The organism is Pseudomonas fluvialis, assembly GCF_002234375.1.
GTDB lineage: Bacteria > Pseudomonadota > Gammaproteobacteria > Pseudomonadales > Pseudomonadaceae > Aquipseudomonas > Aquipseudomonas fluvialis.
Genome location: NZ_NMQV01000010.1, coordinates 41,663 through 65,547, shown reverse-complemented (window position 1 = coordinate 65,547; position 23,885 = coordinate 41,663). Strand labels below are relative to the sequence as shown.

Here is a 23,885-nt window from a genome sequence, read left to right as displayed (position 1 = left end):
CCAAGCTCACAGGCCGTGCGTGCCTACGAATCGGTACGTCCTTGGAACTGCTCGCCGGCTTCTGCCTTTGCTTCCTGAAAACAAACCCCGTCCACTAGGACGGGGTTTATGGAGCGCTTACGTCGTAAACGACGGTGTGCGCATACACCAGCACCGGCTGACGCCCCGTTTTGCTCAATTGGTCGCGCTCGGCTGGCGTGACCTCTAGCTCCAGCCACTGCCAGTCGCGCACCAAGCAGTACTCGGTATACGGAAAGCGCTGACGCACCATGGCCATGGCTTCTTCGTCAGTCAGGGATAACCCTGGTATGGCCGTACCGGGGCCATACAACAAGTCGGTCACCGCACTCAGCTCGTCCATATCCACTCCCGCTATTGAAGGCACCAGCGCGACTGCACCATCCGCGCCGTCTCATAGAGATCAATCAGATGGCGCAGTGACTGAAGCCCACCCGGCGCAAAATTCACGATCACGAAACAGTCGAAATCTTCTGTGTGGATCAACCAGCGCGCCCCATCGCGCACGACATGGCTGATCTCCCCCGAGGTGAGTACGGCGTGCTCCGGATAACGGCGGACTTTGTAGGCATGGCCCCGCACGCAGTTGCAGCTGATAGAGGCATTCACCAGGAAGCCAGTAATGACTTCGTCGGGGTAATGCTCCAGCAGCGCTTCGAGTAAAAGGCGTTGCGTCCGCGCTGGCAGACGGGAGCTGATTCGGTCAGACACAGAGCACCTCCGGCGGTTGGCAATACCAATCCACCACTGCCTTCAGTTCAGGGTTTTGGCTCGTGCGGGCGCTGGGTTTGGATGGCCGTGACCAAGTAGGGGCTCGATTAGAAACGATGTTCACCAACGCATCGACCGAGAGCAAAAGCCCGCTCTCCACCTCTCCACTGGGGCCAGTCACCAGTGCGCCAACCCTCTTCATTGTCCCCTTAAGCCAGGCCGACTTGCTGCCCAGTCGATCTGCCGCATCTGCTGCCACCACATAGGTGGAAAGGAATGCAATGAGGTCGGCCAAACTGATGAATGTCCGGTATTTCTTGCCAGGTTCAACACGTGCCCGAAGGTAACCGGCATCGATCCACCCCTTGATGGTTTGATGCTTCCACGGCGTTATCTTGGTCAGGTCGGTGATAGTGAACTCAATACCGGTTGAGTGCTGAGCCGACACGTCTGCCAGCGTTTCTTCATCAAAGCGAAACGCCGCAAACCCCTGGATACCTCGCACACGGCCTAGCGGTTTAAGATCACCCGCAAATACTCGCTTAAGCAGGTCATTGGCTTGCGCGTTGGAAAAGCGCTTACCACTGATATCCGCAAATGACAGGCTGCGCTTGGGCTCATCGATCTCGCCGCAGCTCTCGGTCAGCCGTTCGAGCAGAGCCAGCGCTTCACTTTTGCGATAGTCCCCCCGTGCAAACAGCGGGCGCTGCATCTCCGACACCGGGCTCAAGAGCCCAGTTTCCGCAAAGCGGTCTCGGGTACGTCGACTGATGCCGAGAAGTTTGAGCAAATCCTTCCCGTAGAGGAAATCCGCAGCCGCTTGCTGGTGTGCCTCAACCTCTGTGCGCTTAACCAAGCAAAATTCACTGGTCGCGCCCTGCAAGATGGTTCCACCCAACGCCCCCGACTTCACCAGAGCCACAATGCGATCTGCGGAGCTCTTCAAGGTACGCGCGGCCTCGGCAGCCGTGAGAGTCGCTTTCAACCCAAGCAGCTCGGCGCCGAGCTGTTTCATCTTGCGATTGATCGGAGCATTGGCCCGCTCAAGAATCAGCCGGTGGGCCATCTCGCGGAGGGGGGCATACACCTCACCCGCAAATTCTGTGTTCAGCTCGCGGTACCAGGAGCCCAGGTTGAGCATGAATCGGCTGGACGCCATTTGATTGGCCGCTTCAATCTTGGCTTCGACGAAGTCCCTGAAGCGAGGCAGCAAATTGTTGCCGATTTGATGACTGGCTTGGCACACCGCCAAGGCTTTGTCCGTATCGATGGGCGCATTTTTCCGATGCGGTTCCGCCAACGTCAGATTCGCCAGAAACAATAAAAAGGCATCAACGTCTTGGGGCAGCGCCTCCATTCCCGGCAGCGAAATGCCACTGGCAGGCCACAAGAGGCTGGCCACCCAAAGGCTCGCGGGATCTGCTGGCGCGACATCCGCAGTGGTCAGGTCGTACCCACACCGGCAGGTTGTAATCGAGTGGCGCTTGAGGTCTAGCGGTGCCGAACACTCGGGGCAGGCTTCCAACAGTGAGCGCTGGTGCTCCGGGCATGCAGTGAACAACTGATGATGCCAGGCCTGACGGATGTAGGCGGACGCGCGCAAACACTCGACACAGACCGGAACTGCTGCGGTGCGGAGAAATCGCCCTTGGCTGAGCGAGCCCGCGACTTGTGAGAAACCGGCAAGCTGTTGGATCCCCGCACAATCCAAGCCATGCGTCTCACTGACGGCATTGAGCTCAGCCTCACTGTAACGGGCTTTGAGTCGAACTCCCGCCTCTCGGAGCAGGGCGGCAGAGGAGTCCATGAAGTTCTCCTCAGCCAACCGCAGGAGATAGCCATTTACGCTTTCATCAGCGAAGGGGGTCAGGGGGAATGCCAGCATGATGAACCCTCAAACCTTCACGCCAGCTTCGGACATGACCTTGGTGTACACCAACGCCATATGCTCGGTCTGAACCGTGATCCTACGGTCAAACGGATTGAAGTCGATCAGACGCCCGATGACTGCCGCCTCATAGGCTTTAGCAAACTCGGGGTACAGCGCCTCCCCATTCGTTGAACAGACTTCGACCTCACGAAAGAGCTTGACGATCAGGCCAAAACGCCCCGCACACGCGATATACATGCGCTTGGCAAACTCGGCATCCTTGAGATCGAACGTGCGCCAACCGTTGTTCGCCAGGTATTGCAGCGCTGTCGCCAACGCTGCCCGAAAATGTGTGTAGTCCGGGCCCTGCCAGTCATACGGATAAAATTGGAATGGCCGCCTGACACGATCCGCCAGTTGCTCATTTTCCTGGAACAGTTGATTAAGCGATGGCAGACCGGCGAGAACGATACTGGCTTCCAGTTTTCCATCGAAAAGCTTAAAAAAGTCAGCCGCCGCCCGCACCGTGGTGCTACTGCCGCGCTCCAGCATGTGCTGGCACTCATCAAAGATGATGAGTTCCGTTTTCCGCTTATTGGCTGCTTTGATAAAAGCTTCCGTCGCCGCGACATGGTTCTTAAAGCCCCCAGTGCTCATGCCAATGCTGCTCAGGCAAGCATCTGGCAGGGCTCGTGCCGTCAGATGTTTGGGACTCACCACCGAGATCACGCTCTGCGATCCGACAGGGGAGGTGCGCAAGATCTCTTGGATCGCACGGGCCAACACCCTCGTCTTCCCCACCCTCGTGGGCCCAACGACTGGCTGAATTTGGTAATCCTTATTACGCGCACGCTCTACAGCCGCCAAAATCACAGCAAGGGCGGATGAAAAGCGCTCATGCTGAACGAGCTGATCGTAAATACAACTCATGGCTTGATGACCTCGGCAGGGGCCGGTACAAAGTCATCATCCGGCTCGACCGGCATGACACTGCGTGCGACCGGAGAAACCGCCTGCTGGTCAAGCTGGGTTTGCACGTCACGGTGATAACCCTCACGGGCTTTTTTCTGACCTGCACGGTTATGGTCGGAAATCTTTGAGCGACGCCGGGTGCTGTCTGTCGTCCATTTGATCAGCAAGCTTGCGTAGACACGGTGGTAGTCATGACCAGTCATGGTCTGCGGGTCACGCTCATACTGCTTACGAATCTCTTTGATGACCTCGAACGAGACATTTGGAACGTCGCGCATCTTGCAATCGAGCTTGATCAATTCACCGCTACGGGGATCAACGGCATAAATCGCCGCACATTCGGCAGGGTTAAACAGAATCGTCACAGGCTTCTGAAGATAATCCCGCGTCACGTCCCGAAAGGCATAGCTGTTGTACTGAAAGCCCTCGAAATCGATCCCGTAGTGTTGCACAGTACGAGTCGTCTTATTCTTATGCAAAATCAAACGCTGAACCTGCTCAAGAGATGGTGGTGGTGGTGGCATGAATCTTTTGAGTTCTTCATCCATCGCCTGTTTAATTGTCATGTTTTTTCCATGGCGAAATCCGAGCTTCACGACAGGCTGATTTACGTAGTAGTCCGCTATGAACTGAACAACATCTTTGTACACTTGCTCGACGGTGTAGCAAGCCTCGTGTTCCGCTCGCTCATGTCGATTCTTGATTTCTTTCTCAGCGCTTTTCTTAGAGCCTGGCATCAGATTAAATACCATCTTATCCAAGGTATTAAAAAGTGACTCTACGTGGGGCTTATCGTCCCCGCGATAAGCGCGGGCATAATGGATATCAATCCCAAGATCTCGGACGAGCTCTAATGACACACCCGCCGCATTCTCAGACGCATTATCCAATAGAGCCTTATTCAGCCCACACGGCGCAGGCCAATCTGATTTCAATTCAAAGCGCTCTTTGAATTTCTCGTCTTTCGGGGAAAAGAAAAACTCAAATAGCTTGAGCAATGAGTATTCACTGGGTGTCCCGGCTGTCACATAAATGCCCACGGGATAGCCTGTACGGCTACAAACCATTGAGTACAAGGTCAATTTTGAAAATTTTCGACCAAATTCATCCACAACATACATATCAATCGTCTTGGCGTCGATTTGCACCAATTCAAAAGCATGCTCTACGTAAAACTCATTAACCGCTTGCCGTGACAATAGGCGATAAGTCCTGGGATCAATTCGCCCATCCAAGACGATATCCCGAGGCATTTCTTGAAGCACGCGGGACACCAGTTTCACGCTGATCGTCTGGTTACCCTCAACCAGGCAATCTGAGCCTTTCAGGCGGTCATTCACAATCCGCGCTGTAGCTGCTAGGTTCAGCTTGTCATCCTTGGCATAGGTATCCAGGATAGCTGCTCGGACGAGCTCTTTAGCTGCCGCTTTTACCATCCAACCTTTACCGCCACGCGCGCGGTAGTTCGGAATCAGGGCTTCAAAACCTCCTTTCGAATATTTTTTCTGATACTGCCTGATGGTTTTTGGACACGGCACCTTTTTCTCGTGCTCAATGCCAACTTTAACCCTTAACTCATTCTTTTCTTCCTGCGAAGCTCGCAGATATTCTTCGCTGTCAACTAACTTTATGATGTCTCTGCGAAAAATAGCTTCCGCATATTCTGAAGGCTCCCAAGTCTTACCTTGACGCTCAGTCGCATACCCTGGGATCTTGATCACTCCAGTTGCCAGTTCGTTATAGAACTGCTGAAAGTCCATAACCCGCTCAATACCACCCTTGCCGCGCAGGACAATATCTTTCAAGTCAACTTGCATTGACTTGATAACGAAGGGCTGTCCGGAAATATTCACAACCCCGTTTTCTCGGATTGGATTATTCATCGCTATGAACCTCCAGCATTTCCAGATTTCCATTCCCTGGGTACACGTCGAAATCCATTGATTGAATCAGTACTTTATTTAGATCCATCTTCAAAACGCCGCTCAGCAGCCCTGCCAGCAAAAAATAGTTATTCGGTTCCAATCCGCAGAGCACGTCTCTGACATACCCCGTCTTATTGTTAAGTTGGCTGACTTGCTGTGCCCAGCCTGGCAGTTGCTGAGCGCATTGCCGGGCGAAATGGTGCAATACGTTCACATTTACCAAAAACGTTTCAGTTAAATCCTCTTTGCAAAGCACTCTGAATTTCATACCGCGTCGCTGACAAAATTCACCAACAAGTGCAAAGAGTTCTTTGTGCTGCGTGCAGTAGCGCTTCGGCTTCACCTCAAAGACATACGTAATGCCATCAATCACATCCGTGAAATCCGGTGTGTAGTACTGACTATATTTGGGCTTGTTAGCGGGTAGGGCTGTCAGTACCTCACCCCGAACTAGATCAAATGTCATAGCCTGAGCCCGCAGTTCACTGCTCCTCGGATCCAAGTCGAGTACCTTGGCCAACACCATCTCGTCACGCGATTCCAAGCGGATTTCCAAGCCGCTTTTCACCGACTTCATCACATACGCCTTGCGGCCACGGTTGCTGCGACGAGATACGTCTCGGGTCGTGCTATGGCTTTGAGCATCTCTCTTCATTTGGTACGCTTCACCAATAAATTCATTACACTAGGTATAGCCAGACTCACCGATCAGGTCAAGCTTTTTTTGGTGAAGCGTATCAAATAGAATAGTATGACTTTCAGGTGCCATCAGGAGAGCACGCCATGCCCCGTAAGCCACAGACGCACTGGTTTGGCCTCTATCAAAACCTTCGGCCCAAGGTCGACTGTCACCAGGGTGTCGAGAGCATCTACCAGCTCATTCGCCGCGAAGCCGAAGACACTGGTTACGATGAAAAGGTGATCAAGCGCATGCTCAATGCCGGGGCATTTCTTGAGCGCATGACTGACGGCTCTCTCTCAGTGGAGCAGGTCAAATGCGGCTACGCCCACGCCGAGTTGCTGGAGCGCCTGTACAAGCTGAACGCACAGGCAGCTCAGGCCAGCCTCAAGGCGATCCTGGACAACCAGGTAACCCTGAAAGTACTCCGTGAAACCTTAGACTCGATGGCCGCAGAGTCTGGGCATGCGCAAATCACGGCTCGCTCCCGCGCCCGTCAGCGTGTGGCCGAACATCAGCGCCTTTGTATCAAACTTGCTCAACAGGCGGGGCCCCGTTTTTTTGGCAGCGCTGAAGGCGAAATGGTGCTGGTGAAGCACTTCCGAACGCTACGACAATTTATTCTGATCGATAACCCAGGCCAGCCCATCGCAGTCATTCCGCGCCTGGGCGACACATCCTTGAAAGAGGGGGCAGCCGCCGAAGAGCTGCTCACGCTAGCCATGTCAGTGAAGCGCTACTTCCAGCGCATTTGGCTACTACTGCCTTCTGACTCAACTCTGGCCCTAGAACTGGTCGCACGGGCTGAGCAGATCGGTGCGTTTGAAAGTTGGTTGTATCTGGCAACGCCTAGCGCGGATTCATCGGAATTAATCCCCTATCGAAATAGGCGGCGCGCCCTCGAAAAGGATGTTCAGGGAGAGGATGACAGCGCTTGGGAAGGGGTCTCGCTGCGTGATGGCCGAAAATTATCCGGCAGCCTCGATCCAATAGAGAAAAATTGACCATTTGCGCGCGGGCCTTCTGCCCAGCGTCTCCGTACCTTTGGCCATGTAGCTATTTTGCTACTTACCCAGGAGATGCAACATGACTCGTCAGACGCCCAAACTCACCGCACAGATGGCCAAAAGTATTAGCGGAAAGCCCTCCAGCAATGGAGGACAAAATAATTCTCGACCGGCACCCAGTAATGCTTTCCCTGGAGGTAACTGGCCAAGCAAAGTGCCAGGGCATAAATCAGGTGGCAACCGGGGACAAGGGCCCAAAACCTAACCACCAGGACACACTGCCCGCTGCTGGCAGCGGGTAGTCAACACGGACGAAGAGCGTGCCGCCGCTATGCCCAAAGAACATTACACCTTACGACCACCCTACCCACGACTCGGAGAGTGCTACCGCCTTTTGGCGAAGGCACTTGATACCAAATCCAGCAACCGCCATGTGGATAAGCTGGCTCGGGAAGGGGATTTTGATTGGCAACTACTGACACAACTGCGCGATGAACTGCTCGAAGCGCCGTTGAGCAGCAGAAGTAATGCGCAATTTGCTCGATTTGTTGCCTCGGCGGTCGAGGCCCTGCAAGAAAACTACATGCAACTGATCAAGACCATAGCCTTGGACGCCTTAACTCGTGAGCAAGCGCTACCTGTATTGGCAGAGCATTTCTTGGCGCCTTATCTCGGCTCCTTTCTCCTGCAAATGCACAAGGCAATCCCCAGTCCATCCTTGCCGCAGCTATTAGATGAGCAGCACCACCCTGTAGAAGTTACCCTGGCCTGGCTGGAACGCGAGCTGGAAATAGCGCCCAACCATCTGGGCCAGTACCTATATCCTGATGCTTCCGGCGAGAACAAGAACGGACGCGAAGCGATCCGCCGTTGGCGACAAGGCGAACAGCTGCCGGATCTTCAGAGCATCGCATTGCTTCATCAGAAATTGCAGGCGCAGTTCATGGCTCGCCCCCTGCTGCTGCGCGCCTTCACCGAATGGCTAATCGTCGCACGTGCCCTAGTCGTCTTCGAAAGCGCAGCCTTGAGTTATGTCCGCTTACGCCACTGCATACTCCAGCAGGTGTTGAGCGACCTCCCCATCATCGATATCGGCGTGATGCTTTCCACGCTGAATATTCAGGCCGCAGAACATAAGCGTGAACTGGTCGAAAGCGGCCTGTTGCTGTTTGAGCAGTTGAAGCGCACCACGGAAAAGTCCCTCGGCGACCAGGCCCGCACACGCTTCGCCCTGGATCAATTCCGCCTGCTCCTGGGCCACCACGACCCGGACGGCATCAGTACCTACTATCTGGAATGGCTGGAGGGCCGCTGGCATGTGCTGGCGGGGCAATTAGAAACGGCGCTCCTGCATTTCGAAAAGGCTGCCGACCTGGCCCTCTACCGCTCAGGCCAAACCCAGAAAGACATTCTGCGTGAAGCCCTGCTATTGGCCGCCTACTTGGGCAAGCGCCCGCTGTACAAGCGCCTCAAGCACCGCGCCCTAGTCATGGGCCTCAGCTATCTGCCGGGCTGGGAAGAGTCCGTGGCGTCTGATCATGAGCTGAAGCTGATTCGCGACAATTTCACGGTCAAATTCCCGGAGCGAGGCCGCTTTGTGGATCCTGTGCCGGAGTTCAGTGCGCTGCATTAGCAGCGCCACTGCGCGTAATAGGACGTTCTGTTTAATACGCCCCCTCACCTGACCCCATGCCGGTGACCGCTCGACCGATGGCGGTATCCGGCCCGAGGCCCTGCGCTATACCGGAACCCTGGGGACTGGTTTGACGCGAGGGTAGGGGGCCATGAAAAGAGCCATCGAGCAGGAGACATTGCAGGCGCTGGTCGAGACCGGGGCTGCGCGGGAATTTCGCGCGCTGCGCGAAGGCGAGGCTTGGCGCCTGGAGCTGCGCCTCGGGGTGAAATGGCTGCCGGTGCGCTCGCGACGCGAGCCGGTGAGACTCTGGCGCTCGCTGACGGCGGTGGGGCGATTTTGTGAAGGCGTGGGGATCAAGGCGCTAACAGTGGAACTCTAAACCACTGGAACATCCGCTCCAGTCGCAGCTGCCGCATAGCGATCCAAAAGCGGCACCTGACAACGCGTCTTCAAAGCTTTGAGGCGCAGCTTGTAGCGCTCCCCATCGGGATGACCGCAAGCAATCAGACGTCCGACACGCCCCATCACACTGCGAAACGTCGGTTCTAACTGTGCCCAACTGGCGCCTTGGCTTGCTTGATCTTCCGCCTGCTTAACCGCGGCACGAATAGCTTTACGTTCTGCCTTCGGCAGACCCGGTGCCTCATTGAAGACCGAAAGCCCAGTGACCGTCAGCGGCTCATAGCCCGCCTCCACTTTCGGCTTCGCCAAAAGCGATTGACCGCGCTTGCGGATGTGCAGCTTGGTGCGCTTCTGCTGACAACCTTTCTTCGCCAGCATGTCGGTCACTGCCGCGACCAACCCCGTCAGTGCTGAACGCTCCAGAGTCGTCATGGCAGAAATCGTAATGTCATCGGCAAAACGGGAATACTTAAGGCCTCGCGCGTGCAGGCGAGCCACTAGAGCAGGCTCAGTATCCCAAAACACCAAGTTGGCCAGATAACCACTGGTGCTCGCGCCCTGGGGAACGACGCCGTGGCGGGTGGTGAGCAACGCCAGTACCTGAGCCACCTCGTCAGAAAAGCCGAAGAGTCCGGAAAAAATCTGCTGCACATGCTGCACGCCGATGGACGGAAAGAAGTCCTTGATGTCCTGAAGCAGGATTGTTTTAGCCTTTCCATGTATCCGGGCATTGGAATAGATACTCCGGCGTGAATTGGGGTCTTTGATCCCACCGTGGAGGTAGTCAGGGTAGCGAACCCGAGCCAGAAATTTATCGACGATTTTGCGCTGAACCTTCTTCAGTGGTTCGTGAGCATCGTACGTGTGTCGCACGCTTCCATCTTTCTTGGTTTGTGGGACATGGCGGTACAGATTTGAGCTGCGTTTGGCGAGGCTCAGGAGCAGCTCGACAGGCTCTCCAAGCGCCAAAGAGAGGGCCTTCAGGCTGTGAATGGATTTGCAGGGGTAACGCGGAGCATCCATGTCCTATCCCAAAATGACGTGAGGCCGATCATCTGGATCGGCCTCACTGGAATTCGAATGATGTGGTTTGTTGCGTCATGAGGCGATTCCCCCAAGGATTTCCCCCACCTTGAGGAGGAGGTAATCCCAAGCGGATTCCGGGTCTTCCAGGATCCATACCGCAAGGCGCTGAAGGCCAACTTTGGCAGCAAATTTTGCCACCTTCTTCAGCCATTTGACTCCTTTACGTTCCGGCTCTTGGCGAGGCTCGGTTCCACCTTTGAGGCGGGCATCTTCAATGTTGTGCATGTGCTGATCGGTACGACCGACAGCGTTCTTCAAACGTTTCATGGTTATTGCTCCAGACGGGCGAAATTGCCCCGCCGCCAAGCACTTCGGGCCGAATGGAACTTTGAAGATGCCGCTACAAACCACAGTTCTGCTTATCAAGAATTGATAAGCCGTCCGCCGCCTTACTGTCGTTTAGCCGATGAAGCCTCGCTGATAACCACGTGACGTTTGCCACGTGACCCTCAGCGCTGAGCACATCGGGGTGACGACAGGTTGTGGGGCGAAGGTAGCCCTGGAGAACACCAGAGCTGGTCAGTTTCCTAACCACCAACTGCAAGCCCGATTCATAACCATGTTTAAAGAGCACCTGGGCGGTAACACCCAGCCAGGCTAGTTTCACAGAGCCAAGGGGCAGATTTCAACCTCATCTGACCCGATGATTCAGGCAGCATTGGACATCACTGCGTCGCAACCGATACCTGTCCCAAACGTTTACGTACGAAAAGTCGACAGGTCGATGACTCCAACACAAGCCGGTAGTGTCATCATCAACACGACCTGGAGGTGTCCGATGTGGATGATCAGCTCAATTGATGCAGGAATGCTCGCTGCTACCCTGGGCGGGGTGCTTTGGTTGCTCGCTCGAATTGCCTACGGCCCGGCGGAATAAACTCGCATCCCTAGGAGTACAGCCAAACGCCCAGCTCATCGAGGTTGCTCACCACAATCTGTTGGGCGCTAGCCTTGGTCTGAACTTTGTGCGGATCGATCTGATAGCGCTGTAACACGTATTGCACCAGCGCCCCGCGAGTCGCAACTTTCAGCTGCCCAGCCTGCATCCCAAAGTCCACCTCGATGATGCTGCGTTGATCGGGTTTCAGCCGAGGATCAGGCTCTATCACCACTTCGACCTCACTATTCCAACCGTCATCCGCGTCGCGACCTTGGTCGGACTCACCAAGCACGTCTAGCTCACCCCTGAAGCGACTCAAGACAAAGTCGCGGTAGTCGCGGTTCTTTTCGCAGTAGGCCCGCACGTGCCAGCGCATGCCGGTATAGACCAGGGTGTGTGGTGCGATCAGGCGTGTTTCGGCTACAGGATTGGCCAAAGAAACGTAGTCGCACTCAAGGCGTAACCCCTCACGACAGGCACGCAACAGCGGGCGTAGGACTTCAGGCCTAACCGAACGATCCGGCACATTCAGAACTTCGGTGTGCGCGTAAGCCAGCGCTAAGCCTTCGATGTGTGGTGCCCGCTCACTGTTCTGGTTCAGCAAGTGCAAATAGGCACTGGCGCTGTCATCGATGAACAGTGGGCTGAATCGACGACTGGGGACATAGCCCTTGATGTGCTTGTCGTAGTCCAGGTTGCCGGGAGCGTAGTCAGCCAGATAGCTGTTGATGTCTTTCGAGGCCTGCTGCCGACTGATACCGAAGCTCTGCATCAAATGCCCCGTGGTCAGGCGCCCTTCCCACAGCGCGATGGTCTCAATCAATCGGTAGCGTAGCGCCAGATCCCAACGAACACTGGCTATGGATTGCTTGCGCTTCATACGAGGGCATCCTGCTTAGAAAGTTTACCTGTTCATGTAACCAATATTTCTATGTCGCTTAACCTTACATAAGGTGTACCCGGCAGTTCAATTCGATCTGCGGAAATTTCACGGGAGACCACATGGAGCCGTGGGTTTATGGAGAGCTAGTTGTTCTCGCCGTAGCAATCTCGGGATTGATTTGCCTGGTCATGCGCCAAAAAAATTTGGCCATTCAAAACCTGCTCAACGGCCAGACCCAAATAAGCGAGTTACGCCTTCGCACGATCATTGGGCTGGAGCACGAAAACGCAGAGCTGAAAGCCATGCTTCGAGCCCATGAGGCAGAGCTGATACAGCTTTCGAGACGCATTGATGTGAGCGAATCCGGCAACGAACAAGCATTGGCCGGGCGGACAAGAAATTAACGTTCTGGTGGCTGTTTGCCTTTACCCACAAGGTCGGTCTGGATAATGTGACGGACGACACAGGCCACACCCCTATGAGGCAGTGCTAACCCTACGCGCCACGATTTGCGAAGGGCTGTGCTGTGTCGTCACGGAGTCGGTATGGAAATGGATTGGGAAGCGCTGTTAGACGAACTGTGGAGCTATGCCGCATCGGATCCAAAAGAACTGGAGACGAAGATCCGTGCGTGCCTGAAAGGCCACTCCTCGGAAAGCCTGCTCCAAGCCATTTCGCTTCTGATTACTCAAGGGCAGCACGCCACAGCCAGGGCACTCCTTACCGAATTCCTGAGAAGTCATCAGTCAGCGGATGATATAGGGCGCAGGCTTGAACTGATTCTCCACTTCAAAAAACATCGCGCACCGCAAATGCTCTCGATCAAGAGCAAGCAACGCAGCAAAGAACTGCTCATCAAAGACGTCAACGACCTGGTCGCGTCTGGCAAGTTGCAGGCTGCCGAGTCGCTCCTCCTGGAAGCCATTGAAACGTTTGAAGAGCCTGATTCCCTGAATCTGCTCAGCCGTGTGTACATGCTGCAACGCCGCCCCATAGATGGGGCAAAGGCCATGCAGCGTGCTCTCCTCCTGAAACGCCAACAGCAGGCCTTTGTCGAGACTGAGCCTGAAGAGTCGACAGACGACCTGCCAACAGAAAGTGACCTGGCATTCCTCAATGACTCAGCTGAGCATCTGACGCCTCTAGAAAACCCAACAGCGCCGACCAACAAGGCGTTGACCGAGACAGTCGATGATTCGTTTACCTTCATTCAGAACACGGCGTCCCAATATCCTGCTTTGAAAACTGACGGCTGGTGGGAGGGCCAATCAGAATCAACGCCGCCTGAAGCTTCAACATTCTTCGATGAGCCCGAAGCCAGTGACGCACCAAGTACGGCTCCAGCTGCCACAGACGACTCCTCCGATGCGCATGTGACTGGGGATGAGAACGCCCTGTCCTCCGCCACAAAAACCATTCTCAAGCTCGCCCATCCACGGAAGGAGACGGAAGCAGGAGAAGGATCAGCCAAAGTCAAGGTATTCAACAGATCGGGGCGCTCACTAATCCCTGCTCAACCAACAGACTTGGGCGCTCCAGAACCATCGGACTCCGATGAGTCTTCATTGCTGCCTACAACATCGTCAGCTCTGGAGGTTCCTGCTTCCCCGTCTCAAACTCGCGATGAAATATCTGACGAGAACGATGAGGATGAGGATTACCCCGCGCACACCGAGCTAGCGCTAAACACCCCGACTTCACCTGAGCCGAACTCAGGGCTTGAAGATCAGGAAGATCCCATCGACCTAGATCATGACTTACAGGATCTGTCGATCTACGAGCTTGGGGCAGAGCAGGAAGAAGACATCCCAGATGTTGTGGACGACTTCCGCGATCTGGATGACGACTATGCGGCATACGCCTTTGACCCGGATGAAGTTTTCGATAGCGAAGATCCTGAAGCTGATGACAAGGCTGATGGGTTAGCCGACAAACTCTCACGCGAAGATCGTGCGCTACAGAAAGCCGCCGAGTTGATCGGTAGAGCCAACTGGTCAATCAGCACTCTCCCTCTAGTTCAGCAGATTTTTGTCATGAGCGGCTGGGGAGCAACTCGTCTTGCCCTGGAGAGAGAAATCGATAAAGGGCTCACCCCTGACGAGTTAATCCTCGCAGCGCATATCAAGGTGATCTGGGCCGAGAACGATATTTATTGGATTGCTTTTGATAAGACCGGCAGTAGTCGCCTTTCTCACCAAGTGCTGTCCTGGCCTACAGCCTTGCTGATCGTGCGCTCATTTGAGTCACTACCGCAGGTGGAAGAAATTGAGGTCTTCCTCGAAAGCCTCTTTGCTACTTGGTATGAGAACAACTCCCTACGCCGTGCTTTTAGGGCCTTTGCTCGATACCTATGGTTCAGATTCGCCAATCTCCAAGGTTGCTTACCCGCTAGCCAGCACTTTGACTTCTGCGACCCTCGCGAGCTACCTGCCGAGGAATACAGCGATCTAGGTCTGTACGACACCTTGGAGTGTGAGAAAACCGAAATTCTTAGGGGCTATGGCGTGTTTCAAACCAAACACCCGCAGGAGCCCGGCTGCTACTTCAGTGACAAGCCACCAGTAGAAGAAACGCCGTCGCTCAATGCCGAAAAACGCTCGAAGAAACAGGCTGATGATGCAGATATGCCTAGCGACATTGAGACCGAGGAAGAAAGCATTGACGATGATGCTGATGAAGCACCGCCTCAATGGTCAGCAGCGCCGCTAGCATCTGACTTACACGCACAGAATACCGACCAACCCTCGCCAAGCATTGAGCCGTAAGGATAAAGGACTAGCCCATGAAGCCCCTCAGACTTACCCACGTTCCAGGTTGCTGGGTCAGCCAAACATTACCCAGCGGCCAGAGTGAACGCCGGGGCATCGTCAAAATGGCCATTGCTAAAGAGGCCGAAGATCAGCTTCAGGTTCACTGGTTCAGTCCGGAGAAGAAGCTGGCCTATGTCGATGCATATGCCGTGCGCTCGGGCTTTCAAAATGGCATGGACGTGGTCGACGAAACCCCTGGTAGCGGTGTTCGCTCACTAGGGCAGGGCGTCATCATGCAGCAGCGTACCTTGGCAGGCAGCGAGCAAGTATTGGTCGACTTTCCTGAGCGAGGTGAGCGCCATTGGCTGCCCTATCAATATCTGCGTCAGGTTAAGGGCGTTAAACATCGCTTTGTCACCGCCAGCAAAGGTGAAGCAGTTGATGCTGAACGCATGCGCCTGCGGATGCTGGCCCATGCCATCAAAGTATGGAATGAAAACACTGGCGCCCTTTCTCACCTTGAGATTGAGCCGCTTCCTCATCAGATTCACTTGGTGCACCACATCCTCGCCTCAGGCAACTTCAACTGGTTGATCGCGGACGATGTGGGCCTTGGTAAGACCATCGAGACCGGCATGCTACTGCATGCACTGCGGCAACGAGAACTGGTCAAACGCATCCTGCTGATCACGCCCGCTGGCCTAACCAAGCAGTGGCAGGAAGAGCTATATCACAAGTTCAAGCTCGAAGACTTCGAGATCTATGGCGAGGATTTTTTCATCAATGAGCCTCGCCAATGGAAGATGCACGACTGTGTCATCGGCTCCATAGATCGACTCAAGCAGGAGGGCCACTTGGAAAGCCTGCTCCAGGCAGAGCCTTGGGATCTGGTGATTTTTGACGAAGGGCATCGACTCAGCCGCCGCCAGTACGGGCAAAAGCTGGACAGTTCGGAACGCTATGACCTGGCGAAAAACCTACGCAGCCAAACCAAGCACATGCTGTTGCTGAGTGCGACCCCCCACCAGGGCATGCAGGACAAGTTCGTTGCACTGCTAGAGCTGCTGCGCCCTGAGCGTCGTACCGAACTGATGGCGCTCAACCTGAAACCTGAAATCTTGCACGACATGGTATTCCGCAACCACAAAGCCGACGTAACGGACGCAGAAGGGAACTTCATCTTCCAAGGTAAGATCACCAAGGCTTTGCAGGTGCCCAGCAGCCTGGAGTCCGTCGAGTTCGATAAAACGCTTCAGGACTATCTGCGCAAAGGCTACAGCGCAGGTGAATCGCTAGGCCGTAAAGGCAACGCCATTGGGTTCGTGATGACCGTCTACCGCAAGTTGGCAGCCTCCAGTGCAGCGGCTATTCATCGGGCGTTGTGCAACCGCCTTCAGCGCCTGCTCGACGATCAAGCAAACGGTACGTCTGCTGAAGAGCCCAGCGATGAGCGCTACCTGGGGGAATGGGAAGAACAGTTCACCAGCGACGCACGCGAGTTCTTTGCGGGCGAGGTGCAGCTGCTGAAAGATCTGATTGCTGAGGCCGCCGCACTAAAGGCGAATGACCTTAAGCTGAAGCTGTTTATCGAAGAAATCATCGGCAAAATTCACGCAACCAATGCCGATGAGAAAGTGCTGATTTTTACCGAATACCGCACTACTCAAAACTATCTGCGGGATGCCTTAGCAGAGCACTATGGCAGTGATCAGGTCGGGTTAATCAATGGCTCCATGCAGCATGCCGAACGGCGTGAAACCATCAAGCGCTTTGAAGAACAAGGGCGTTTTCTGATTTCGACTGAGGCAGGCGGGGAAGGCATCAACCTTCAGAGTAAGTGCCACATCATGGTCAACTATGACTTGCCCTGGAACCCTATGCGCCTCGTACAGCGCATTGGCCGACTGTATCGCTATGGGCAGAAGAAGAAAGTGGTCGTGTTCAACATCCAGCAAACCGACAGCCTGGATCAGAATATCGTCGACCTGATGTATGAGCGGATCGACAGCGTGGTGACTGACCTAGCCGAGGTTCAGCAGCATGAATTCAATGATGGTCTGAAAGACGAAATCCTCGGTCAGCTGGCCGAGTTGATTGATGTGGAAGAGATCCTACAACAAGCCACAAAACTCGGCATCGACCGAACCCGTGAGCGTATCGATGAGGCGTTAAAGCAGGCACGCACAGCTGCCGCCAAACAACGAGAACTGTTTGTGCACGCCGCCACCAGCGACCCCAATGAGCTACGCGACGAACTGGAAATCACCGTCGAGCACCTTTACAGCTTCGTCCTGGGAATGTTCGAACAACTCGGCATCGAGGTCGCAGAGCGCAGCCATAAAGAGCGGCTTTTACGTATTCGATTGTCCGAGCAGGTGATGCGCGACATGGGGCTGTCGCCGAAAGCCTCGCAACGCATGGACGTGACCTTGGATCGCATGCTCGCGGCCAATCGCCCTGACACCCATATGCTCGACCTCAACTCCAAGCTGATGCAGTACCTGCTGGGTAAAGCCTGTGAGCACGACTTCGGTGGTTTAACTGCAATGCTAAAAACACCAGAGCTAGAAGAGGGTGCTCTGCTTGGCGCAATGCTGCGCTGGCAAGGCCCCCAGGGCAAACGTATGCGCCAGGAATTTGTTGCCATTCAGGTTAGCGGTGGCAAAGCCAAACTGAACCCTGCAAAAGCCAGCCAATGGCTCCTGAGCCCTGCCGAACACAGCAGCCTTATCCCCGACCCTGAAGCCTCCAAAGGGCTGTTCAAGGTTGCAGAAGAAACAGCTAACCAGCGACTGGCTGATGCCAGTAGCCGCTACCTGATACCCGAAAATTTGGACTGGGCTGCCGCAGGCTGGACGCAGCAGCACTGAGTTCACACACTTTAGGCCTAAGCGCCGCACCGTTTTAGTTAAGGAAGAACACCATGAGTCAACACGACGCCAAACTGCACGAGCTGATCCTTCAATTACTCCCGAAGGACGGCAGTAGCATTGGCAATATCAAGCTTCAGCAGCAGCTGAGCGAAGCAGCAACATTCGGCTTCAGCGAAGAGGACTACTGGCGCGTTCGCGATGCCCTGATTGCCAATGGCATGCTGGGTAAAGGCCAAGGCCGTGGTGGCTCGGTATTTCTGGCGCAGCCCTCAGCTAGCAAACCCTCATCTCTGGCAGACCAGGTACTGGCCAAACATCGCCCACAGCCTGAAGACAACCAGACGACCTCGAATTCCGGTCTGGGCGCAGACCCTTACGCCACCTATCAGTACGACACCAAGGCCACCAGTCGCCCAGATGTAGGCGTGCAAGAGCAATTCAACGCCAGAAAGCCCCCCAAGCAGTATCGCTACGACTCCAGCCTGGCACCTGAACTGTGCTGGGATGAAAACGCCGAGCGCGACTTTGCCGAATGGCTGCTCAACCTGGTCGCCGAAGCCGCCGAAAAAGGCGAGGCCAGCGTCTTTACCGAAGAACAAGTATGGAAGGGCAATGGTGAACGCTTTAACAGCCTGAGCCAGTGCGTGGCACGCCTCAAGAGCCTGACCCAACCTTTCCTCAATTGGGCAGGCAAAGCTGAACGCCAGCAAATCAGCGTGCCCACCGTACCGCTGTTTGTCCATGAGCGGCATTCGACGCAAAACATCCTGAAGACACTCGAATCCCACCGGGCCGCCGGCACCATGCTGGATTTGTTTGGCGACAACGCCGACAAGGACATTGCCGACCAGCTCGATGCCTATACCCATAAGGAGCAGTGGGCGAACCGCCTAATCCTCGGGGACTCCCTGCAAGTGATGAACTCCTTGCTTGAGTATGAAGGGATGGGTGGGCAAGTGCAGATGGTGTTTTTTGATCCCCCTTACGGAATTAAATTTGGGTCTAATTTTCAACCGTTCGTAAGGAAGCGTGAAGTTAAGCATGGAAAAGATGAAGAAATGATTCGTGAGCCCGAGATGGTGAAAGCCTATAGAGACACCTGGGAGTTGGGAATTCACTCTTATCTTGGGTATTTACGCGATAGATTTATGCTCGCAAAAGAGCTTATGTGTTCTAGCGGAAGCTTTTTCGTCCAAATTTCAGATGACAACCTAAACCATGTTCTAGAAATTGCCGACGAAATATTTGGGCGCAGCAATCGAGTTTCTATAATTTCATTTGTAAAGACCTCGGGACTGGCCATGGCTAACGGCCTGGCTTCCGCATTTGACTATTTAGTATGGTATGCAAAAGACAAAAAAAATCTCAAATTTAATTCTATCTATAATGAAAGAGCTCTGGACGCTTCTAGTTCCGTACAATATTCGTGGCTGAAATTACAAGACGGAAAAGTCAGAAGAGTGACTTCAGAAGAACAAAAAAATCCAAGCCTTATCCCCGAGGGCGCTCAAAGATATAGGTTCGACAACTTAACTAAACCAGGCCCCGGATCAAAATACACCTTTGAATATAATGGCCAAAAATTTACGCCAGGAAAGAGATGGTGGGGTACAACCCCTGAAGGAATGCAAGCTCTAGCGGATGCTGGTCGGCTCCAGTCGACTGAAAACTCCCTATACTTCGTCAGATTTTGGAGTGACTTCCCACTTCGTCCTATATCCAATCTTTGGACAGACACAGCAGCAGGTGGCTTTGCTGAAGAAAGATTATATGTCGTCCAGACTGGAACTAAGGTACTTGAGCGCTGCTTGCAAATGTCAACAGATCCTGGCGACCTAATCATAGATATAACTTGTGGTTCTGGCACATCTGCATATGTTGCAGAAAAGCTTGGCCGCCGATGGATCACATGTGATACGTCACGCATACCTCTAGCACTAGCTCGCCAACGCTTGTTAACAGCGAGTTTTCCTTGGTATGAATTAAATGATCCGATGCGCGGCCCAGCCGGCGGCTTCGTTTATAAGCGCAGACAAAACCGTAAGGGCGAGGAAGTCGGCGGCCTAGTTCCTCGAATTACCCTGAAGTCGATTGCCAATAACCAGGAACCTGAAACCGTTACTCTGGTTGACCGCCCAGAAGAAAACAAAGGCATCACTCGCGTCTGCGGCCCCTTCACTGTCGAAGCTACCATCCAAGCCGCTCACTCCTTAGAAGTAGAAGGTACCCCTCAGGCAGCAGAGCAAGCCGCTGGCTACAACGCGCGCAGCTATCTGGATCGCATGATCGATATTCTGCGTCGCAGCCATAATCTGCGCCTGCCGGGCAATCGCAGCCTGAAGCTTGAGCAGGTTCGCGTGCTGGATAATGACTTCCTGCATGCCGAAGCAGTGGACGAGCAGGAACAACGTATCGCTATCGTCTTTGGCCCTGAAGACGGCGCGATCAGCTCCGACCAGGTATTTGAAGCAGCCAGTGAGGCGTACTTCCTTAAATACAGTCAGCTGTTCTTCTTTGGTTTTGCCATCCAGGCCAAAGCGCGTGAGCTGGTGGATGATCGCAAGCGCCTGCGTTTGCCCTGCACCTACATTAGTGTGACGCCGGACGTGGCCATGGACGATCTACTCAAGACCAGCCACACCGACCAGCTTTTCTCCATTACCGGCCTGCCGGATGCGCGTATTGTGTCTGCTGGGCTGCGTGATGATGGCCGTGCGATGTACCAGGTAGAACTCCTCGGGCTCGACACCTTCCGCCCTGACACGATGGACACAGAGTCGGTTGAGCCGGAAAACCTGCCGTGCTGGATGCTCGATACCAGCTACAACGGCATGGCCTTCTGTGCCAGCCAAGTGTTTTTCCCGCGTACCGGTGCCTGGGACAATCTGCAAAAGTCGCTCAAGGGGCAGTTTAACGACAGCGTATGGGAGCACCTGGCCGGTACCACCAGTGAGCCCTTTGTTGCTGACAGCAAAGGCCAGATCGCCATCAAAGTGATCGATGAGCGTGGTAACGAGCTGATGCGCGTGCTGAACGTGGCGGAGGCAGAGTAATGACCGGACGTACCGCCGTACCGGTCAGCGAAGTACCGGAACCCATTATCAACTCACCTTATGCGGAACCGACTCACCATTGGCAAGTGGCTGTCGGTAAGTCGCCTGTCAAAGCAGAAGGCCGCCGCCCGGCCTACTACTTTTACCGGGTGCCAGAAGGTGCCGGTACTGGTCGCAAGAACAAGCGGCAGGCCGAACTGCTCGGTGAAACCGACATTGGCTCCCAGGAAGAGCTAGGGCAGGTCAACCTGATCCGCCAGCGCCTTAATGAGTGGCGAGCGGGTAAGTTGACGGGCACCCCTTATGACGGTGCCTCTCGGGTCACTAAAGAACTAATCGAGCTGTGGCGCGCCGAAGATCGCGGGCAACGTCTGTTCTTTGCCCAGATTGAAGCAGCAGAAACCATCATTTTTCTGGTGGAGGCCGCTGAGGTCTACAAGAAGGGCCTCCTCGGGATTCCGAAGGACGAACCGGGCCCAGAAGGTAAAGCCAAAGGGCTGCGCGCCTTCACGCGTTACGCGAGCAAGATGGCAACCGGCTCCGGTAAAACCACCGTAATGGGGATGATGGCTGCCTGGTCGATTCTCAATCGTGTGGCAGCGCCGACTGATGATCGCTTCTCCGATACGGTGCTGATCGTTTGCCCCAACGTCACCATCCGCGAACGCCTCAAGGAACTCGATCCGCTGTTAGGCGACTTGTCGCTCTACCGTACCCGCCAGTTGGTGCCCGTACAGCGCATGGAAGAGCTGCGCCGGGGCGAGGTGATGATCGCCAACTGGCACAAACTCGCCAAGCTGGAGAGCAACACCGTCAATGGTGATTCGGCTAAGGTGGTTAAGACTGGCGAAGCCGTTGAGATCACCAAACAGTCGGGTAAGGACAAAGGCAAAGTCGAAGTTAAATACTTTGAATCCGATGCAGCCTGGTTCAAGCGTATGCGCCAGGAGCTGGGCACAGGCCGTGGCCGCAGTCCGCATTGGCTAGTGTTCAACGATGAGGCGCACCATGCCTATCGTCGCGGTGATAACCTCGATGAAGAGGGCGAAACCTCTCTCGAAGACGACAAAGAAACCACCAAGAAGAATGCCAAAGAAGCCACCATTTGGATCGAAGGTCTCGACCGAATCAACAAGCTGGCTAACGGTCGCAAGAACGGCATCAATCTCTGCCTAGACCTTTCCGCCACGCCGTTTTACATCCAGGGCTCGGGTAACGAAGTCGGTAAGCCCTTCCCCTGGATCGTTTCCGACTTCGGTTTGCTCGACGCTATCGAGTCCGGCTTGGTGAAGATTCCAGAGCTGCCAACAGCTGATGTTGGGGGCACCGAGGAAGCGGCTTACTTCAACGTATGGCGCTGGGTAGAAGCCAAAGCTGAAGAAGATGGTCACGGCAAAAAGCTCACGCCGCAGTTGGTGATGAACTATGCCAGTACGCCAATTACCCTGCTCGCAACCGACTGGTTCAAGAAGTTCCAGGAGTGGGAGCTGTTGCATAAAGAGAAGCAGCGCTACCCCATTCCTCCCGTGTTCATCGTGGTTTGCCGCGATACCAAGGTGGCCAAGGAAGTCCATGGTTGGCTCGCTAACAACGAAGGCGGCTACGGTGAGGCACCCGAGTGGTTCCGCAATGTGCCGGGCAAGGAGCTTACCGTTCGGGTTGACTCCAAGATCGCCGAGGAAATGGAGGCAGGCAGCGGTAGCGATGAGGTAAGGCGTATGCGCTTTATCCTCGACACTATCGGTAAGGCCAAATGGCCGGGCGATAAAGTGCCTGAGGAGTGGTCAGAACTGGTGCGCAAGCACAATGACAAGCTCAGCAGCGACGACGATGAGGAAGAGGGCGATACCCAAGGCCTGCAATGGATCGACGAGCGTATTCCGCCTGGTCGAGACATTCGCTGCATTGTCTCTGTAGCCATGCTGGCGGAAGGCTGGGATGCCAACACGGTTACCCATATCGTCGGGTTGCGTCCATTTGGCTCTCAGCTGCTCTGTGAGCAGGTAGTAGGGCGTGCACTCCGTCGTGCGAGCTATGTCGTCAATGAAGATACAGGGCTCTTCACAGAAGAAACGGCCAAGGTCTTTGGTGTGCCGTTTGAGCTGGTTCCATTCAAAACCCGCTCGGTTAACCCGACGGTTTCAGAGCGCGAACAGCACCATATTTTCTCGATGCCTGAGCGTGAGCAGTACCGCATCGACTTCCCTATCGTCATGGGCTACCAGGAGGTAAACCAGTTCGATGTCGTGGTTGATTGGTCTCAAGTCGCCCAGGTCACTATCGACCCGCTGACTCTGCCCATGACTGTTCAGGTTGGCCAGATGGTCGCGCCTGATGGCAACCTGACCGCTTTTGGCGCCGGGAAGAAGTCCTCAGTATCGCTAGCTGAATGGCGCGCAATGTTCCGCGATCAACAGGTCGCCTTTATCCTGGCTAAAGATATCTGTAAGCAGTGGCGAACCGAGCGGGGCGATAGTGTGCCAATAGGAACGCTGTTTCCAAAGGTACTGAATGCCTGTGCACGGTTCTTACGAGAGAAGCTGGTTCTGAAGGGCGACTCTTGTGCCTGCGATGTACTGGCCAGCGGTAACTACACCCAGTCAGTAATTGGCAGCCTCTACAACGCCTTGCAAAGCGGTACGGAGGAAAAGCACGGGTTCTTACCGGTCATTCCACAGGGTTCTGCCGGGCTCGGAAGCACGCTGTACGTGGACTTTCATACGACCAAGCCTGTGCGCGCAGTCACCAAGTGCCATCTGAATTTGATGGTGGCCGATACGGCTAAGTGGGAACAGAGCGCAGGCTTTCTGCTCGACATTCACCCAGGCGTCGTGAAGTGGGTAAAGAACGACCGTTTAGGCTTTGCCATCAGCTACCGCAAACAGAATATCAAGCACAGTTATGTGCCTGATTTCATTGCAGAGTTGGATATCGGGCTGAAGGTCATTATCGAGATCAAGGGGCAATATAACGACGACGCGGATCTCAAGGCCAAAGCAGCTCAGCGCTGGGTTGATGCGGTAAACCGCAGCGGCGAGCACGGGCTATGGCATTACCTGGTGGTTCAGGATCCTTCAAAACTAGGTATGGAACTCAATCAGTTGAGTCTGGAAAAGCTTCAAGGAAACGCGGCTTAACCT

Annotated in this window: 17 protein-coding genes; 8 read left to right on the top strand and 9 right to left on the bottom strand. The window is 54.6% G+C overall.

The genetic code is table 11. The features are described 5' to 3' along the window. Window positions 1–106 precede the first annotated feature (106 nt). The 6 genes from CFY91_RS06260 to CFY91_RS06235 are packed head-to-tail and all read right to left on the bottom strand — an operon-like array spanning window position 107 to window position 6,073. Window positions 107–361 (bottom strand): DUF6957 family protein, encoded by a 255-nt coding sequence (locus CFY91_RS06260; RefSeq protein WP_093985490.1) that lies wholly within the window; start codon window positions 359–361, stop codon window positions 107–109. A gap of 11 nt (window positions 362–372) precedes the next feature. Next, window positions 373–729 carry a hypothetical protein gene (locus tag CFY91_RS06255; RefSeq protein WP_084342384.1) on the bottom strand — a complete coding sequence of 119 codons (357 nt, stop codon included), beginning with the start codon at window positions 727–729 and terminating at the stop codon, window positions 373–375. Next, on the bottom strand, window positions 722–2,614 hold the full coding sequence (locus tag CFY91_RS06250; RefSeq protein WP_093985489.1) for a TniQ family protein: 1,893 nt from the start codon (window positions 2,612–2,614) through the stop codon (window positions 722–724). Before CFY91_RS06250 ends, CFY91_RS06255 begins: the two co-directional genes overlap by 8 nt. A gap of 9 nt (window positions 2,615–2,623) precedes the next feature. After that, on the bottom strand, window positions 2,624–3,529 hold the full coding sequence (locus CFY91_RS06245) for a TniB family NTP-binding protein (RefSeq protein ID WP_093985488.1): 906 nt from the start codon (window positions 3,527–3,529) through the stop codon (window positions 2,624–2,626). Next, window positions 3,526–5,454, bottom strand: coding sequence for a Mu transposase C-terminal domain-containing protein (locus CFY91_RS06240; RefSeq protein WP_093985487.1), 1,929 nt, complete (start codon window positions 5,452–5,454; stop codon window positions 3,526–3,528). The genes CFY91_RS06245 and CFY91_RS06240 overlap by 4 nt, the downstream gene beginning before the upstream one ends. Continuing rightward, on the bottom strand, window positions 5,447–6,073 hold the full coding sequence (locus CFY91_RS06235) for a hypothetical protein (protein WP_093985486.1): 627 nt from the start codon (window positions 6,071–6,073) through the stop codon (window positions 5,447–5,449). Before CFY91_RS06235 ends, CFY91_RS06240 begins: the two co-directional genes overlap by 8 nt. 206 nt (window positions 6,074–6,279) lie before the next feature. Here CFY91_RS06235 and CFY91_RS06230 point away from each other — a divergent pair, with 206 nt between their 5' ends. The 3 genes from CFY91_RS06230 (at window position 6,280) to CFY91_RS06220 (ending at window position 9,197) form a co-directional block, all read left to right on the top strand. Continuing rightward, window positions 6,280–7,179 carry a hypothetical protein gene (locus tag CFY91_RS06230; protein ID WP_093985485.1) on the top strand — a complete coding sequence of 300 codons (900 nt, stop codon included), beginning with the start codon at window positions 6,280–6,282 and terminating at the stop codon, window positions 7,177–7,179. A 334-nt stretch (window positions 7,180–7,513) separates the two neighbouring features. After that, window positions 7,514–8,815, top strand: coding sequence for a hypothetical protein (locus CFY91_RS06225; RefSeq protein ID WP_093985484.1), 1,302 nt, complete (start codon window positions 7,514–7,516; stop codon window positions 8,813–8,815). 151 nt (window positions 8,816–8,966) lie between these two features. Then, window positions 8,967–9,197, top strand: coding sequence for a hypothetical protein (locus CFY91_RS06220; RefSeq protein WP_093985483.1), 231 nt, complete (start codon window positions 8,967–8,969; stop codon window positions 9,195–9,197). Here CFY91_RS06220 and CFY91_RS06215 read toward each other — a convergent pair. The 3 genes from CFY91_RS06215 to CFY91_RS06205 all read right to left on the bottom strand — a co-directional run bounded on the left by CFY91_RS06215 (window position 9,194) and on the right by CFY91_RS06205 (window position 12,066). Further along, entirely contained in the window at window positions 9,194–10,243 is a 1,050-nt protein-coding gene (locus CFY91_RS06215; protein ID WP_093985482.1) for a reverse transcriptase family protein, read from the bottom strand. The two genes, CFY91_RS06220 and CFY91_RS06215, sit on opposite strands and share 4 nt — an antisense overlap. A gap of 75 nt (window positions 10,244–10,318) precedes the next feature. Further along, on the bottom strand, window positions 10,319–10,573 hold the full coding sequence (locus CFY91_RS06210; RefSeq protein ID WP_093985481.1) for a hypothetical protein: 255 nt from the start codon (window positions 10,571–10,573) through the stop codon (window positions 10,319–10,321). A 620-nt stretch (window positions 10,574–11,193) separates the two neighbouring features. Continuing rightward, on the bottom strand, window positions 11,194–12,066 hold the full coding sequence (locus CFY91_RS06205) for a helix-turn-helix transcriptional regulator (RefSeq protein ID WP_084342355.1): 873 nt from the start codon (window positions 12,064–12,066) through the stop codon (window positions 11,194–11,196). Window positions 12,067–12,188: 122 nt separating this feature from the next. Between CFY91_RS06205 and CFY91_RS06200 the strand changes: the two genes are divergently transcribed. From CFY91_RS06200 to CFY91_RS06180, 5 genes are all read left to right on the top strand, one after another. Beyond that, complete coding sequence (locus CFY91_RS06200) at window positions 12,189–12,473, top strand: hypothetical protein (RefSeq protein WP_188390292.1); 285 nt, start codon at window positions 12,189–12,191, stop codon at window positions 12,471–12,473. A gap of 141 nt (window positions 12,474–12,614) precedes the next feature. After that, window positions 12,615–14,834, top strand: a complete 2,220-nt coding sequence (locus CFY91_RS16195; RefSeq protein WP_093985480.1) for a hypothetical protein — start codon at window positions 12,615–12,617, stop codon at window positions 14,832–14,834. Between the two features lie 437 nt (window positions 14,835–15,271). Continuing rightward, the gene (locus CFY91_RS06190; RefSeq protein ID WP_093985493.1) at window positions 15,272–17,689 is read left to right on the top strand and encodes a DEAD/DEAH box helicase; all 2,418 of its coding nucleotides are present in this window, start codon (window positions 15,272–15,274) and stop codon (window positions 17,687–17,689) included. A gap of 53 nt (window positions 17,690–17,742) precedes the next feature. Continuing rightward, window positions 17,743–20,745 carry a site-specific DNA-methyltransferase gene (locus CFY91_RS16190; RefSeq protein WP_093985479.1) on the top strand — a complete coding sequence of 1,001 codons (3,003 nt, stop codon included), beginning with the start codon at window positions 17,743–17,745 and terminating at the stop codon, window positions 20,743–20,745. Beyond that, window positions 20,745–23,882 carry a BPTD_3080 family restriction endonuclease gene (locus tag CFY91_RS06180; RefSeq protein WP_093985478.1) on the top strand — a complete coding sequence of 1,046 codons (3,138 nt, stop codon included), beginning with the start codon at window positions 20,745–20,747 and terminating at the stop codon, window positions 23,880–23,882. The genes CFY91_RS16190 and CFY91_RS06180 overlap by 1 nt, the downstream gene beginning before the upstream one ends. Window positions 23,883–23,885: the final 3 nt, after the last annotated feature.